This is a genomic window from Brevibacillus sp. NPDC058079 (assembly GCF_042885155.1).
Taxonomy (GTDB): Bacteria; Bacillota; Bacilli; order Brevibacillales; family Brevibacillaceae; genus Brevibacillus.
Genome location: NZ_JBHVSO010000004.1, coordinates 406,532 through 420,833, shown reverse-complemented (window position 1 = coordinate 420,833; position 14,302 = coordinate 406,532). Strand labels below are relative to the sequence as shown.

Below are 14,302 nucleotides of genomic sequence, written 5' to 3'. Positions count from 1 at the left end.
GCAGATAGAAAAGTTCGAAAACTTCTAGTTGTAGGCGTGGCTAGAACGTTACCAACACGAAGAAAGAGGGGTTCATTGGTATGAAGGGTTGGCAACAGTATTGGCGTCAGTTTTCCCTGTTTGCTCTGCTGGCGCTAGTGTTAACCGGGTGCGGCAAAGATGAGCTCTCAGCGCTCAAGCCCTCTGGTCCGGTAGCTGCGATGCAGTTTGACCTGATGAAGCTGTCCTCCGCTATCATGATCGGCGTCTTCATTGTCGTTATGGCGATCTTTACGTACGTCCTTATCCGTTATCGTAAGCGTCCCGGACAGCAAGGCATTCCTAAGCAGGTCGAAGGAAATCATGCACTTGAAATTCTTTGGACGGTAATTCCATTCTTGCTCCTCATCATCATGGCGATTCCAACTGTTACTACCGGTTTCGCACTGCACAAGGAGTATCCAAAAGAGGAAGCAGTTCAAGTAAAGGTTACCGCTCACCAATTCTGGTGGGAATTCGAGTATCCTGATCTTGGAGTAGCGACTGCTCAAGACTTGGTATTGCCAGTTGGCAAAAAGGTTCAATTCGTATTATCAGCGTCTGATGTTAAGCACGCATTCTGGATTCCTGCATTGGGCGGTAAAATCGATACGAACCCAGGGCAAGAAAACAAAATGTGGCTGCAAGCAGACAAAACAGGCACCTACTACGGTAAGTGTGCGGAGCTCTGTGGAGCGTCCCATGCCTTGATGGACTTCAAGGTAGAAGTGAAGGAACAAGCAGATTTTGACACTTGGGTAGCTAACATGAAGGGCGTTCAGGCAAAAGAACCTGTAGCTGCAACTTCTCCACTGGCTGCAGAAGGTCAACAAATCTTCGATAAGAGCTGTTTGGGATGTCACGCTGTGGCAGGTAAAGGCGGTAAGATGGGTCCAAACCTGACTAACTTTGCAGATCGCGAACGTGTAGCAGGTATCAAAGCACATACGCCTGAAAACATTGCAGATTGGCTGAAAGATCCGCAAAAAATAAAGCCGGGCAACAAAATGCCTAACCTCAACCTCGATGACAACCAAGTGAAAGCGCTTGTAGAGTACATGGAGACATTGAGCGTAAGCGAGAAAAAGTAAAGTAAAACCTCATAAAACTTATTGCATTGACAATCGTCATAGGCAGTGACGCTTAAAAAGGAGGTAAACCCGTGTCTGCACATGCTTCTCATGCACCAAATCGCTCGGGGCTGTGGGATTATCTTACGACAGTGGACCATAAGAAGATTGCGATCCTGTATTTGATTGCTGGTGGAATTTTCTTCTTGGCCGGTGGTTTGGAAGCCCTGCTGATTCGTTTGCAGTTGATGTACCCAGAGATTGAATTAGTTGGTGCCAAAACGTTTAACGAATTAATTACAATGCACGGCACTACGATGATTTTCTTAGCGGTTATGCCGATCATTTTTGCTTTGATGAACGCGATTGTTCCCCTTCAAATCGGTGCACGCGACGTAGCATTCCCGTTTGTTAACGCACTCGGATTCTGGCTATTCTTCTTCGGGGGAGTGCTACTGAACACAAGCTGGTTCTTGGGTGGCGCACCTGATGCTGGTTGGACATCGTATACAACTTTGGCTTTGAATCAATACAGTGGAATCGGCGTAGACTTCTACGTACTCGGTTTGCAAATTGCCGGTCTAGGAACGCTGATTGGTGGTATTAACTTCTTGGTTACCATCATCAACATGCGTGCTCCAGGTATGACATTCATGCGTATGCCAATGTTTACCTGGTCGTCCTTTATTACATCCGGTTTGATCCTCTTCGCATTCCCTGCGATTACGGTTGGTTTGGTTCTGTTGATGTTTGACCGTTTGTTCGGCGGAAACTTTTTCAACCCTGACGCAGGTGGTAACGTTGTTATCTGGGAGCACTTGTTCTGGATCTTCGGTCACCCCGAAGTATACATTTTGATTCTCCCAGCATTCGGTATCATTTCTGAAGTGGTTTCTACATTCTCAAGAAAGCGTCTGTTTGGTTACAGCTCCATGGTATTTGCAACTGCGCTGATCGGTTTCTTGGGCTTCATGGTGTGGGCTCACCACATGTTCACAACAGGTTTGGGCGCAATTGCCAACACGCTGTTTGGACTTGCAACCATGTTGATTGCTGTTCCTACAGGTATCAAAATCTTTAACTGGCTGTTGACTATGTGGGGCGGCCAAATCCGCTTCCCTACCGCAAACCTGTTTGCAGTAGGATTTATCCCAACATTTACAATCGGTGGTATGACAGGGGTTATGCTTGCGGTTCCGCCGGCTGACTACCAATACCATGACAGTTATTTCGTAGTAGCTCACTTCCACTACGTTATCGTAGGGGGTCTCGTATTCGGTCTCTTCGCAGGTCTTTACTACTGGTGGCCGAAAATGTTTGGTAAAATGCTGAACGAAACAATCGGTAAATGGAACTTCTGGACGTTCTTCATTGGTTTCCACCTTACCTTCTTCCCGCAACACTTCTTGGGTCTGATGGGGATGCCGCGTCGCGTCTTTACATACCTCAAAGATCAGAACCTGGATATGGGGAACTTTATCAGTACGATTGGTGCATTTGGTATGACGATCGGTACCATCCTATTCTTGATCAACGTAGTCGTTGCAGCGAAAAGCTCCAAACGCGCTCCTGCAGATCCGTGGGATGGACGTTCACTCGAATGGGCGATTCCTTCGCCGCCGCCGGAGTACAACTTCGTTCAAACGCCTCTCGTTCGCGGTTTGGATGCGTTGTGGGTGGAGAAAATGGCTGGTAACAAAGGCATGACGCCTGCGGAGCCTATTGGCGACATTCACATGCCATCGCCATCGTTCTTGCCATTCCTGATGTCACTCGGATTGTTCGTGGCAGGCTATGGCTTTATCTACCACAACTATGTGGTCGTAGTCATTGGATTGCTCTTAACACTGGGCTGCATGTTTACCCGTTCTGTGAAAGACGATCCAGGGTATCACATTCATGAAGATGAACTCGAAGAGAAAGGGGTTAAGGCTTAATGGCTAACCATCACGCGCATGCAGTATTGCCTGACGAACCGGAAAAAGCCACCCTTGAAGGCAAGAATAAGGTTCTTGGCTTCTGGCTCTTCCTCGGTGGGGAGACAGTTCTCTTCGGTTCCTTGTTTGCAACATTTATCGCTCTTCGTGATCAGGCAAATGGCGGACCAACATCCCAATCGTTGTTTGACATGAATCTCGTTGCCGTGGCAACACTTCTCTTGCTTACCAGCTCGATGACAAGTGTTATGGCAACACTGGCTCTGCACAAGAAAGACCTGAAGAAGATTCAGCTTTGGCTGACCATCACTGTATTGCTCGGTCTCGGCTTCCTTGCTTTGGAGATTTACGAGTTTGTACACTATGTGAATGAAGGACTGAAAATGTCAACGAGTGCATTCTCGTCTGCCTTCTACACATTGGTTGGATTCCACGGAGCTCACGTAGCGTTCGGGATTAGCTGGATCATTCTTTTGCAAGTATCTGCGACGAAAAAGGGCCTGACGGTAGTAACTGCACCGAAGTTCTACCTGGCATGTCTGTACTGGCACTTTATCGACGTTGTATGGGTATTCATCTTTACCGTGGTATATCTCATGGGTATGATCGGTGGAAAGGTGGGATAATCTATGGGAGCACAAGCTCATAATGAAGAGGTACGCAAGCCGAAAGTCAAACACGAGGGTCCGAAAAGACACCTAGTTGCTTTCATCGGATCTCTCGTATTGACTGCACTGGCATTCATTGCAGTGGCGTATGAAGCAATTCCATCAGGTTTTACCGTACCATTCATCGTTGCTTTGGCCTTCGTTCAAGCGTTCTTCCAACTGTATGTTTGGATGCACATGGATCAAAAAGGTCATGAGTTTGCACGTATCAGTATTTTTGCAGGGTTATTCGTAATCCTGTTGGCGATTTTCGTCTTTATTTTCTGGGTTTGGATCTAGGAAGTGGAGCGAATAGAAGAGGACAGACATTGGGTCTGTCCTCTTTTTTTGTGTTTGATTTTATGAGTGGCTGTGTGGGAGGGGAAGAAGCGAATTTCCAGTCTACGCTTCGGCCTACGCCCCGCAAGGGGAGATTCACTGTCCGCTCCGGAAAAAATGGCGGGAGCGCTTCAAACGTAGAAGTTTCGAGGATGTTTTTCATAAGTGAAGCTGAAATTCCCCGCCATTTTTTCCGGAGCTAGGTCGGGCTCCAGAGGCGCTTGGACTGGAAATTCGCTTCTTCCCTACGCTGCTTCACTGAAATCCTCAACCAATGCTTTAAAATATCAAATGCAACCACAGCTGTTCGAAAGTCCTGTCACATGTTTGGAAGGAGACCGCCCGAACAAAGTGAGGATACAGGCGACTGGAAAACATGTGGCAGGGCTTCCCCCGACCACAAAAGATGGAATTGATGGAATTCACCCCATCGAAGCATATTCTGTCAGCCTTTTCCCAGTCATAAACATGAAGAGAAGGAGGGAAAACAATTCGTCAGAGTTTTATTGCTTTTTGAAAAATACTTGCACCTGTCACAAAGGCTTTATATAATAAAAATATTAACATGCGTTAAAATAACGTTATATGAATTAGTCGTCACAAACTGCAACTATAATCTAAGGAAAGCAGGGATCATGATGGTGAAATTGGTAGCAATTTATCGCAAGCCCGAAGATATCGATGCTTTTGATAAGCATTATTTCGAGGTACATGGCCCATTGGCAGAAAAAATGCCTGGCTTAATCAAAATGGAAGTAAGCAAAATCTACGGAACACCAATGGGAGAATCCGACCTGCATCTGATGGCAGAAATGTACTTTGAATCAAAAGAAGCTTTGATGGAAGCGTTGTCATCCCCAGAAGGTCGCGCAGCAGGAAAAGACCTCCGTGGCTTCGCTGGACCAATTGTGTCCATGCATTTTGCAGAAGTAGTTTAATCATGACCACGAAAAGATTGATAGACGAACAAGCGCTCCATCAGAAGCATTACGATGAGATTTGTGAAAAGCTAAAGCAAGATCCATTTGCACAATTTTTGGGCATCAAGCTGATTGAGCTGGGAGAAGGAACGGCGACTGCGGAAGTCACAGTTGCCGAGCATATGCTGAATGCGCATGGCACTGCTCATGGCGCAATCATCTTCTCCCTGGCAGACTTTGTTTTTGCAGCGGCCTGTAATTCCTATGGCAAAACGTCTGTGGCACTGTCGATGAATATCGGATTTTTGGCTGCTGCCATGAAAGGGAATCGCTTGGTGGCAACAGCGACAGAAGAGAAGAAAAACAATCGCACAGCCTGGTATCGCATCCGCGTAGAAACGGAGCATGGCTTGGTAGCGACACTGGATGCATTAGCTTATCGGAAAAGTGATTACTTCGTCGAAATCGACGAAAATGAATAACTGACAGCGAAAATAAAACGGAGAAAGGATGCCAAAAGCCACGTGCTTAGGCTCCTTTCACTGTTTCAAGACGATACGAGAAAGGGGGCAAAGATGTCAGTGGAGATCCGTAATCGATTCAACCACTACCTGGGCATAGAAGTTGTGCACCGAGATGAACAGGGCTGTAAGGTAGCACTGAAAATTCGCCCCGAGCTGTTTAATAGCATCGAAGGTGTCGTACACGGAGGCGTTACGGCGACATTAGCCGATGTGGCAATGGGGCATGGGGCAGCACCTCATGTGGATGGTGTACAGCAATGTGTGACGGTGGAGAGCAAGATTCAATACCTGCATCCTGCTCGCGGTGAGGTACTCGAGGCACAATCCCATGTATTGAAACAAGGAAAAAGCTTGATCGTGATGGAAGCACGCGTGACTTGTGATGGCAAGCTTGTGGCTTTTGCTACCGGCACGTATGCGCGGGTTAACCCGCCTGCACAAGGAGGACGTTGATGATGGAAGAGAGCGTTCGCTTTGAACGTGAAGGACATATAGGACTGATTACGCTGAATCGTCCAGATGAGCTGAATGCGCTGAACTACGATACATTGGAGCGTCTGGGAAGCTTGATTGAGCAGGTGCGTCTGGATGCAAAGGAGATTCGCGTGGTCATCGTGAAGGCAGAAGGGCGAGCATTTAGTGCAGGGGCAGATTTGAAGGAACGCCGTACACTGACGGAACAACAGGTACGCCGCAATGTCCGCAAAATCCGCGATGTATTTACTGCGTTGGAGAGGCTTCCGCAGCCGACGATTGCCATGATTAACGGATTTGCTTTTGGCGGGGGTTTTGAGCTGGCGCTGGCCTGTGATTTCCGCTATGCAGTTGCAGATGCCAAAATGGGTCTGACAGAGGTGAGCTTGGGCATCATTCCTGGGGCGGGTGGTACGCAGCGGTTGTCTCGCTTGATCGGACCTTCCAAGGCAAAAGAGCTGATCCTGACTGCCCGACGCATCCATGCACAGGAAGCGTATCAAATCGGTTTCGTAAATGCTGTTGCAAAAGATACAGAGGAGCTGCGTGAGCTGGCAATGGGGTTGGCGAACGAGATTTTGGCAAATGCTCCGCTGGCGGTTTATCAGGCAAAATCAGCCATTGATCGCGGAAGCAGTGTTGATTTGCAGACAGGTCTAGATATCGAAACCATGTGCTATGAAGTGATTATTCCCACGACAGATCGTCTGGAAGCATTGGAAGCCTTCCGCGAAAAGCGAAAACCAGTTTTTAAGGGCGAGTAATATTTTCAAACAAGTACTCCTACCGAGTCATAAAGCAAGGGAATGAGGGAAGCGACATGATCTTTAATACAGAAATGGAAACGCTACCAAGAGAGAAAATGACGGAACTGCAACAGGCACGCTTGAAAGAAACGGTCAAACGCGTATACGAGCGCGTCCCTTTCCACACAAAAGCATTCAATGAGGCTGGTGTAAAACCAGAAGATATTCAATCGATGGAAGATATAAAGAAGCTTCCATTTATGAAAAAGACAGATTTGCGAGAAAATTACCCGTTCAATCTGTTTGCAGTCGAAATGAAGGAAGTAGCACGCATTCACGGTTCATCCGGGACAAAAGGAAAACCGACTGTTGTCGGCTACACCAAAAAAGACCTGGAGAATTGGGCGGAGATCGTGGCGCGCGCCATTTGCTGTGCGGGCGGAGAGCCGGGAGACATATTCCATAACGCGTATGGCTACGGTCTTTTTACAGGTGGTTTGGGTCTGCACAACGGCATCGAGCACATGGGCGCAGTCGCAGTGCCAGTATCCGGTGGTAATACCTCCCGTCAAATTACGTTGATCGAGGACTTCAAGCCACGTGGTATTGCAGCAACGCCATCCTATGTCCTCAACATCGTCGAAGAGATGAAAAAGCAAGGAATCGATCCACGAGAGACGAGTGTCAAATACGGGATTTTTGGTGCAGAACCGTGGTCGGAAGAAATGCGCGTACAGCTGGAGCATGAGCTCGACATTAAAGCCGTAGACATTTACGGGCTGAGCGAAGTGATGGGGCCAGGTGTTTCCATTGAATGTCATGAGGTGCAGGATGGTCTGCATATCGCAGAAGACCATTTCTACGCAGAAATTATCGATCCGAATACAGGAGAAGTGCTCCCATACGGACAAGAAGGTGAGCTCGTATTCACGTCGCTGACGAAAGAAGCATTCCCGGTTGTGCGCTATCGCACGGGTGATATCGCTTCCCTCAATTCTGAGCCCTGTAAGTGCGGACGGACAACCATGCGGATGTCGCGCATCAAAGGGCGTGTAGATGACATGCTTATTATTCGCGGGGTCAATGTGTTCCCGACAGAGATTGAGTCCGTTCTGCTTACGTTCAACCAATTGGCTCCACACTATCAGGTCGTCATTGAACGCGATGGTGCCCTCGACCGTTTTGAGGTGCACTGCGAGCTGACAACAGCATATGCAAATGAGATCAGTGGAAATGACAGCTCTGCTCTCTCGCCATTGGTGAAAGAAATTTGCCATGACATCAAAAATACGTTGGGCGTGTCCGTGGTGCTGCGGGTGCAACCGCCGAATTCCTTGACGCGCAGCGAAGGGAAAGCGATTCGTGTCGTGGATAACAGGAACAAATCACAGGCAGCTATTTAAACCAGCTCCTGTAAAAAAGGGTGTGACAGTTCATGGCCTATGAATATATTAGCGTAGCCAGTGAAGATGGTGTCGGTATCATTACGTTGAATCGACCGAAGATTCTAAACGCACTGAATTTGCAGCTCGTCGACGAATTGGTTGACCAGCTGGAGCAAATGGACCGTGACCCGGGGATTCGGGTGATCATCCTGACTGGCAACGCGAGGGCGTTCGCAGCGGGTGCCGACATTAATGAAATGGCGGAAGCATCAGCCATCGACATCATGAAGCGCAATCAGTTCGCGGTTTGGGATCGCATCTCACTCATCTCCAAGCCGATTATTGGTGCCGTCAGTGGCTTTGTGCTCGGTGGTGGCTGTGAATTAATGATGAACTGCGATATTGTGATCGCTTCGGAGACAGCCGTCATTGGTCAACCGGAAATCAAGCTGGGAGTCATGCCTGGGGCTGGTGGTACACAGCGTCTGACGCGTGTGGTAGGTGAGCGAAAAGCACTAGAGATGCTGCTCACAGGTGAACCGATTTCGGCCAAAGAAGCGTTGAAATACGGACTGGTCAATCGGGTAGTTCCAGTGGAGGCGTACTATCAGGAAGCGCTCAAGCTGGCGAAGCAAATCGCCCAGCAGCCGCCGCTCGCGGTACAGGTCATCAAAAAAGCCGTGTACAAAGCTGGTGATCTCCCCCTTCAAGAGGGAATGGATTACGAGCGAAACAGCTTTTATCTTCTTTTGGCAAGCGAAGATCGAAAAGAAGGCATGCAAGCTTTTCTGGAGAAGCGCAAACCCCGTTTTACGGGAAATTAGGAGGCGGCCATGTACGAATCGATTCTTTATGAAGTGTCAGAAGGCGTAGCAGTAGTGACCTTGAACCGTCCGGACAAATTCAATGCGTTTACAGCCGTCATGAACAAGGAAATCACCGATGCGTTGAAGCAAGCGCAGAAGGATGCGGATGTGCGTTGCATCGTTCTTACCGGAGCAGGGCGGGCGTTCAATGCGGGGCAGGATCTCAGTGACGTTTCTGGGGGAGGAGATGTGGATTACGGTGGTTTCTTGCGGGATCGTTATAATCCAATGATCCTCCAGTTTCAAAAAACAGAGAAGCCGATCATCGCAGCGGTAAACGGTGTAGCAGCAGGTGCAGGTATGAGTGTTGCGCTGGCATGCGATATTCGCCTGGCATCGGAAAAGGCATCCTTCGTCAATGCTTTTGTTAACATCGGGCTCGTTCCCGATTCAGGAGGTTGCTACTTCTTGCCGCGCATCGTCGGGATCGGCAAGGCGTTGGAGCTGGCGATGACGGGGGAAAAGGTATCCGCTGAGGAAGCGCTGCGATTTGGATTGGTCAATCAAGTGTACCCTGCGGAGAGCTTCATGGAGGATGCGTTGGTGTATGCGCGCAAGCTGGCGTCACTGCCGACGAAGGGAATTGGTTTGATCAAGCGCACGATGTACAAAGGGCTTGAGATGGGGTTGGAAGAGACCTTAGAATATGAAGCTTTTGCACAAGAGGCGGCTGGCAGCACAGCGGATCATAAGGAAGGGGTCACCGCTTTCATGGAAAAACGTGCGCCTCGTTTTACAGGCCGTTAGAGGCGAAGGGAGGCAAGCCCAAGTGAGTATAAAAACAGTAGGCGTCATCGGGGCGGGAACAATGGGAGCGGGGATCGCTCTCGTCTGTGCTCGCAAAGGACATCAGGTCATGCTGCTGGATGCAAATCAGGCGGTGCTGGACAAAGCGCTTGTCTATTTGGAATCGATCCTGACAAAAGACGTGGAGAAAAACAAAATCAGTGAACAAGAAATGACAGAGACCTTAGAGCTAGTCCATCTCGTATCGGAAATAGAGCAGTTGGCAGACTGCGATATCGTCATCGAAGCGGTGCCAGAGCGTCTCGATTTGAAAAAAAGCATTTTCAGCCAGCTTTCTGGGATTTGCAGAGAGGATGCCCTTTTACTAACGAATACTTCTTCCATTTCGATTACGGAGATTGCAGGAGGACTTTCGCATCCCGAGCGCATTCTCGGATTTCATTTTTTCAATCCGGCACCCGTCATGCCCTTGGTTGAGGTTATTCGCGGGAAAAAATCAAGCGAGGAAAATGTGGAGGTGGCGTATCGATTTGCGCAAGAGTTGGGCAAGGTGCCTGTTCTGGTGACGGACACCCCTGGCTTTATCGTCAATCGAATCGCGCGGCCTTACTATAATGAAGCATTGCGTATCTTAGGTGATCATGTGGCAGGTGTGGAGCAGATTGACCGCATCATGAAGCTGGCTGGCGGATTCAAAATGGGACCGTTTGAGCTGCAAGACATGATTGGCATCGACATCAATTTTGCCACCACCAAATCGGTCTATACCGACTTCTTCCATGAAGGACGATTTAAGCCTAGCCGGATTCAGCAACAAATGGTTCAATCCGGCAGCCTGGGCAGAAAGACGGGGGAAGGCTTCTATGACTACAACAAATAAGGCTGTATTGCTCGTGGGCACAAGCCCGCTGTACGCAGAGTTGAATCATCTGATGGTAGAAAGAGGCTACCAGGTGCTTACGCTTGCAGAAGCGATGGCGGAACCTGAGCTGGTTGAATTGGCAGTGGAAGTGAATAGCGTCGATATGCAGGCGAAAAAGAGGCAGGTACGCGAGCTGGATGACCTATTGCCACCAAACGTACCGATCATCACGACTTCGCTCGCGATTACAGCTACAGAAGTAGCGTCCTGGACACAGCATCCTGAACGCGTTTGCGGATTTGGAACGCTCGTACCCTTGGTTGAACGGGAGCTGATCGAGATTGCCCCTGCCCTGCAAACGGAGCTGGATACGATTCAAGCAACGGACGTTTTCTTTCAATCGCTCGGAAAAGCGACGGAAACTGTAAATGACGAGGTAGGTCTCGTGTTCCCGCGCATTTTAACACTCATTATCAACGAGGCTACCTTTACTCTGATGGAAAAAGCAGCAACCGCTACCGATATCGATATCGCGATGAAAAAAGGAACCAACTATCCATACGGCCCTCTCGAATGGGCAGATCGCATCGGGTTGGATGAAATTTTTGCGATATCGAGAGGTTTGCAGCGCGATCTGGCCGAGGAGCGTTATCGCACAGCGCCGCTATTACGAAAGCTGGTGCTGGCAGGGCGTGTCGGCGTACGCAGTGGGCAAGGCTTTTACACGTACGAAGAAAAAGTGGGTGTAGAGGCATGAGCTTGACTAACAAGGAGGTGTACGTAGCAGCAGCAGTACGTACACCAATCGGCAAGATGGGCGGAAGTCTGAAGAACACCCCCATCGACGACCTGACAGCCATTGTCTTGAATGGAGCGCTTGCGAAGGCAGGACAATCCGGTGAGATTGTTGATGGGGTCATCATGGGTAACGTCATATCGGCCGGACCGTTTATTAACATTGCACGCGTTGGTTTGTTGAAAGCAGGGCTTCCTGACACCGTACCTGGACTGACTGTGAATCGGGTGTGTGCATCCGGGCTAGAGGCAGTCAATTTGGCTGCGCAGTCCATCCAAGCGGGACATAGTCAGGTCATGCTGGCTGGCGGTGTAGAGAATTTGACTCGTTCACCGTACATCATGGAAAAATTCGAGCAGCCGTATCAACGTGGCGGACAGACATTGATCGAGTCTTTTGGCGGACCACGTTCTGCTCCTGTTTCGCTTTATGGAGATTTGACCATGGGAGATACAGCGGAAAACGTTGCGGAGCAATTCGGCATCAGTCGCGAGGATCAGGATCGTTTTGCAGCAGAGAGTCAGTCTCGGGCTATTAACGCGATAGATGCAGGTCTGTTTCGCGAAGAGATCATTCCAATCACGTTAAAAGGGAAAAAAGGGGAAGAAACGCTGTTTGAAACGGATGAATTCCCAAGAAGAGATTCCAGTGTGGGGTCATTGTCCAAGTTGCGACCTGCCTTCCGAAAAGATGGTAGCGTCACAGCAGGCAACTCCTCCGGTATCAACGATGGCGCAGCGGCTTTGCTCTTGATGAATGAAGAAATGCTGCAAAAGACAGGCGTCGCTCCTTTGGGGCGCATTGTTCATTTCGTCAGTGCTGGTGTTGATCCGCGCATTATGGGCATTGGTCCGGTCGCTGCGATTCGCAAGCTGCTCGCAGAAACGAGCATGACCGTAGATCAAATCGACCTGTTTGAGTTAAATGAAGCTTTTGCTTCTCAGTCACTCGCCTGCATGCGCGAGCTGGGACTGGATCCTTTGAAAACCAATGTAAACGGTGGAGCAATCGCGTTGGGTCATCCACTCGGAATGAGCGGTGCCCGCCTGGCAGGTACGATTCTTTTCGAGCTGAGACGTCGCCAAAAGAAATATGGAATCGTTTCGTTGTGCATAGGCGGCGGCCAAGGATTGGCCACGTTAGTAGAAGCGCTATAGAAAAAAGCCCTCGTGCAGGGAAGGAGTGGAAGAATGAGTACACCAGTCATCATAGATGCTGTGCGCACGCCAATCGGCCGTATTGGTGGTGCGTTGAAGGAAGTGCGCCCGGATGACCTGGGCGCATTGGTGATTCAAAAGCTGTTGGAACGCAACTCCATCGATCCGAAGACGATAGATGATGTTATCATGGGCTGTGCCAATCAGGCTGGGGAGGACAACCGCAATGTCGCGCGTATGTCACTTCTGTTGGCGGGACTACCTGTCGAGGTGCCGGGAGTGACTGTGAATCGCCTGTGCGGCTCAGGTCTGGAGGCTGTGAATCAAAGCGCGAATGCAATCAAAGCCGGAGCAGGTCACTTCTATATCGCGGGCGGTACAGAGAGCATGACGCGTTCTCCGCTGGTGATGATGAAGCCTGGCACGGCTTTTCAGCGCGGCAATCAGCAGTTGGTCGATACGACGTTGGGCTGGCGATTGGTTAACGAAAAAATGAAAGAAATGTATCCACCGATCAGCTTGGGTGAAACAGCAGAGAAGGTAGCGGAGCAATACGGCATTAGCCGCGAAGCGCAGGATGAGTTTGCTTTGCGCAGTCAGCAAAATTATGCACATGCCTTGGCAAAAGGAAAGTGGGATGCCGAGATCGTTCCCGTAGAGCTGAAAGGGCGCAAAGGTGAGGTCACGCTGTTTGAACACGATGAGCATCCACGTCCGGAGACGACTATCGAACAGCTGCAAAAGCTGAAACCAGCATTCCAAGCAGATGGCAGCGTCACAGCAGGCAACTCCAGTGGTCTAAACGATGGAGCCTGCGCTCTGCTCATTATGGAACAGGAAGCGGCTCTTGCAGCCGGCTTGAAGCCTCGTGCAAGAATCGTTGCATCCGCAGTGGCTGGTGTAGATCCTTCCGTGATGGGAATTGGACCTGTACCTGCTACACGTAAAGTGCTGAAGCAAGCGGGCTTGTCACTTACGCAGATTGATCTGTTCGAATTCAACGAAGCTTTTGCGGCGCAGGCAGTAGCGAGCGTACGCGAGCTGGGGGTCAACCCTGATCTCGTCAACGTAAATGGCGGAGCGATTGCTTTGGGCCATCCGCTCGGGTGTAGCGGAGCACGCATCCTTACTACTCTTCTGTATGAAATGGAGCGTCGTAATGCCCGTTACGGGTTGGCAGCGATGTGCATTGGAGTTGGACAGGGCATTGCGACGATTATCGAGCGTGTGTAGCTTGGGTAGATAGGGAGGCAGGTACTTTTGATAGATAGACTGCAGCCGGGTACGACGGAAGAGTTTACTGTGACAGTGACAAAGGACATGCTGCCTGTTTTTGAAGGCGAAGTCGTGCATCCCGTGATGTCGACCGTCAGCATGATTTATTACATGGAGTGGGCGGGAAGACGCGTTATTTTACCGTACCTGGAAGCCGATGAAGAGGGCTCGGGATTTGCTGTAGATATCAAGCATGTCGGCCCAGCAGTGATTGGTCAGGAGGTCACGTTCCGAGCTACCTGTGTGCAGGTTACCGAAAAACGCGTAGTGTGCGAGGTTACGGCGGACACTACGCGTAATCGTGTAGGACTCGGGACGTTCGTCCAGGCCATCTTCAAAAAGGACGAGATCAAGCGTCGATTTGAGGTCTTGCAAGCAGAGATCAATCAGGAAGTAAATGGGAAATAACAAATTTGACAGAATAAATTGACTCTTTTAAAATGTTTTACTATAATTACGTTTAAATTACGTTATACGATTTTATCGTCATATACTCTCGATCGATTCACGCACTTCCTACAGAATATGGTACAATTTCA

17 protein-coding genes are annotated in these 14,302 nt (G+C 49.5%); all 17 read left to right on the top strand.

The features are described 5' to 3' along the window. Positions 1-80 precede the first annotated feature (80 nt). The 17 genes from coxB to ACFVS2_RS15150 all read left to right on the top strand — a co-directional run bounded on the left by coxB (position 81) and on the right by ACFVS2_RS15150 (position 14,171). On the top strand, positions 81-1,109 hold the full coding sequence (gene coxB, locus ACFVS2_RS15230) for a cytochrome c oxidase subunit II (RefSeq protein WP_007723378.1): 1,029 nt from the start codon (positions 81-83) through the stop codon (positions 1,107-1,109). 71 nt (positions 1,110-1,180) lie between these two features. Next, positions 1,181-3,025 (top strand): cytochrome c oxidase subunit I, encoded by a 1,845-nt coding sequence (ctaD, locus tag ACFVS2_RS15225; RefSeq protein WP_173616707.1) that lies wholly within the window; start codon positions 1,181-1,183, stop codon positions 3,023-3,025. After that, positions 3,025-3,651, top strand: coding sequence for a cytochrome c oxidase subunit 3 (locus tag ACFVS2_RS15220; protein WP_017251582.1), 627 nt, complete (start codon positions 3,025-3,027; stop codon positions 3,649-3,651). The genes ctaD and ACFVS2_RS15220 overlap by 1 nt, the downstream gene beginning before the upstream one ends. Before the next feature lie 3 nt (positions 3,652-3,654). Then, positions 3,655-3,972, top strand: coding sequence for a cytochrome C oxidase subunit IV family protein (locus ACFVS2_RS15215; protein ID WP_007723383.1), 318 nt, complete (start codon positions 3,655-3,657; stop codon positions 3,970-3,972). Positions 3,973-4,176: 204 nt separating this feature from the next. Beyond that, on the top strand, positions 4,177-4,563 hold the full coding sequence (locus ACFVS2_RS15210) for a hypothetical protein (RefSeq protein ID WP_390235176.1): 387 nt from the start codon (positions 4,177-4,179) through the stop codon (positions 4,561-4,563). An 86-nt stretch (positions 4,564-4,649) separates the two neighbouring features. Then, positions 4,650-4,949 carry an EthD family reductase gene (locus ACFVS2_RS15205; protein ID WP_007723387.1) on the top strand — a complete coding sequence of 100 codons (300 nt, stop codon included), beginning with the start codon at positions 4,650-4,652 and terminating at the stop codon, positions 4,947-4,949. A gap of 2 nt (positions 4,950-4,951) precedes the next feature. After that, on the top strand, positions 4,952-5,413 hold the full coding sequence (locus tag ACFVS2_RS15200; RefSeq protein ID WP_173616706.1) for a PaaI family thioesterase: 462 nt from the start codon (positions 4,952-4,954) through the stop codon (positions 5,411-5,413). A gap of 93 nt (positions 5,414-5,506) precedes the next feature. Continuing rightward, complete coding sequence (locus ACFVS2_RS15195; protein ID WP_016741459.1) at positions 5,507-5,908, top strand: PaaI family thioesterase; 402 nt, start codon at positions 5,507-5,509, stop codon at positions 5,906-5,908. Beyond that, complete coding sequence (locus tag ACFVS2_RS15190) at positions 5,908-6,693, top strand: enoyl-CoA hydratase-related protein (RefSeq protein ID WP_390235173.1); 786 nt, start codon at positions 5,908-5,910, stop codon at positions 6,691-6,693. Before ACFVS2_RS15195 ends, ACFVS2_RS15190 begins: the two co-directional genes overlap by 1 nt. A gap of 56 nt (positions 6,694-6,749) precedes the next feature. Continuing rightward, positions 6,750-8,078 (top strand): phenylacetate--CoA ligase PaaK, encoded by a 1,329-nt coding sequence (gene paaK, locus ACFVS2_RS15185; protein WP_390235170.1) that lies wholly within the window; start codon positions 6,750-6,752, stop codon positions 8,076-8,078. A 32-nt stretch (positions 8,079-8,110) separates the two neighbouring features. After that, complete coding sequence (locus tag ACFVS2_RS15180) at positions 8,111-8,884, top strand: enoyl-CoA hydratase-related protein (protein ID WP_390235167.1); 774 nt, start codon at positions 8,111-8,113, stop codon at positions 8,882-8,884. Between the two features lie 9 nt (positions 8,885-8,893). Continuing rightward, positions 8,894-9,673, top strand: coding sequence for an enoyl-CoA hydratase-related protein (locus ACFVS2_RS15175; protein ID WP_390235165.1), 780 nt, complete (start codon positions 8,894-8,896; stop codon positions 9,671-9,673). 22 nt (positions 9,674-9,695) lie between these two features. Further along, positions 9,696-10,553, top strand: a complete 858-nt coding sequence (locus ACFVS2_RS15170) for a 3-hydroxyacyl-CoA dehydrogenase family protein (RefSeq protein WP_144619243.1) — start codon at positions 9,696-9,698, stop codon at positions 10,551-10,553. Beyond that, positions 10,537-11,292 (top strand): 3-hydroxyacyl-CoA dehydrogenase family protein, encoded by a 756-nt coding sequence (locus ACFVS2_RS15165; protein WP_173616700.1) that lies wholly within the window; start codon positions 10,537-10,539, stop codon positions 11,290-11,292. The genes ACFVS2_RS15170 and ACFVS2_RS15165 overlap by 17 nt, the downstream gene beginning before the upstream one ends. After that, entirely contained in the window at positions 11,289-12,488 is a 1,200-nt protein-coding gene (locus ACFVS2_RS15160) for a thiolase family protein (protein WP_390235161.1), read from the top strand. Before ACFVS2_RS15165 ends, ACFVS2_RS15160 begins: the two co-directional genes overlap by 4 nt. Positions 12,489-12,521: 33 nt before the next feature. Beyond that, positions 12,522-13,721 (top strand): thiolase family protein, encoded by a 1,200-nt coding sequence (locus tag ACFVS2_RS15155; RefSeq protein ID WP_390235159.1) that lies wholly within the window; start codon positions 12,522-12,524, stop codon positions 13,719-13,721. Between the two features lie 27 nt (positions 13,722-13,748). Further along, the gene (locus tag ACFVS2_RS15150) at positions 13,749-14,171 is read left to right on the top strand and encodes a thioesterase family protein (RefSeq protein ID WP_390235156.1); all 423 of its coding nucleotides are present in this window, start codon (positions 13,749-13,751) and stop codon (positions 14,169-14,171) included. Positions 14,172-14,302 lie beyond the last annotated feature (131 nt).

Excerpts from the sequence above, each read along its gene's own strand:
- ACFVS2_RS15175 (WP_390235165.1), top strand. The coding sequence starts at position 8,894 with ATGTACGAATCGATTCTTTATGAAGTGTCAGAAGGCGTAGCAGTAGTG.
- ACFVS2_RS15190 (WP_390235173.1), top strand. The coding sequence starts at position 5,908 with ATGATGGAAGAGAGCGTTCGCTTTGAACGTGAAGGACATATAGGACTG.
- ACFVS2_RS15180 (WP_390235167.1), top strand. The coding sequence starts at position 8,111 with ATGGCCTATGAATATATTAGCGTAGCCAGTGAAGATGGTGTCGGTATC.
- ACFVS2_RS15205 (WP_007723387.1), top strand. The coding sequence starts at position 4,650 with ATGGTGAAATTGGTAGCAATTTATCGCAAGCCCGAAGATATCGATGCT.
- paaK (WP_390235170.1), top strand. The coding sequence starts at position 6,750 with ATGATCTTTAATACAGAAATGGAAACGCTACCAAGAGAGAAAATGACG.
- ACFVS2_RS15200 (WP_173616706.1), top strand. The coding sequence starts at position 4,952 with ATGACCACGAAAAGATTGATAGACGAACAAGCGCTCCATCAGAAGCAT.
- ACFVS2_RS15220 (WP_017251582.1), top strand. The coding sequence starts at position 3,025 with ATGGCTAACCATCACGCGCATGCAGTATTGCCTGACGAACCGGAAAAA.
- ACFVS2_RS15155 (WP_390235159.1), top strand. The coding sequence starts at position 12,522 with ATGAGTACACCAGTCATCATAGATGCTGTGCGCACGCCAATCGGCCGT.
- ACFVS2_RS15215 (WP_007723383.1), top strand. The coding sequence starts at position 3,655 with ATGGGAGCACAAGCTCATAATGAAGAGGTACGCAAGCCGAAAGTCAAA.
- coxB (WP_007723378.1), top strand. The coding sequence starts at position 81 with ATGAAGGGTTGGCAACAGTATTGGCGTCAGTTTTCCCTGTTTGCTCTG.
- ACFVS2_RS15195 (WP_016741459.1), top strand. The coding sequence starts at position 5,507 with ATGTCAGTGGAGATCCGTAATCGATTCAACCACTACCTGGGCATAGAA.
- ACFVS2_RS15160 (WP_390235161.1), top strand. The coding sequence starts at position 11,289 with ATGAGCTTGACTAACAAGGAGGTGTACGTAGCAGCAGCAGTACGTACA.
- ACFVS2_RS15165 (WP_173616700.1), top strand. The coding sequence starts at position 10,537 with ATGACTACAACAAATAAGGCTGTATTGCTCGTGGGCACAAGCCCGCTG.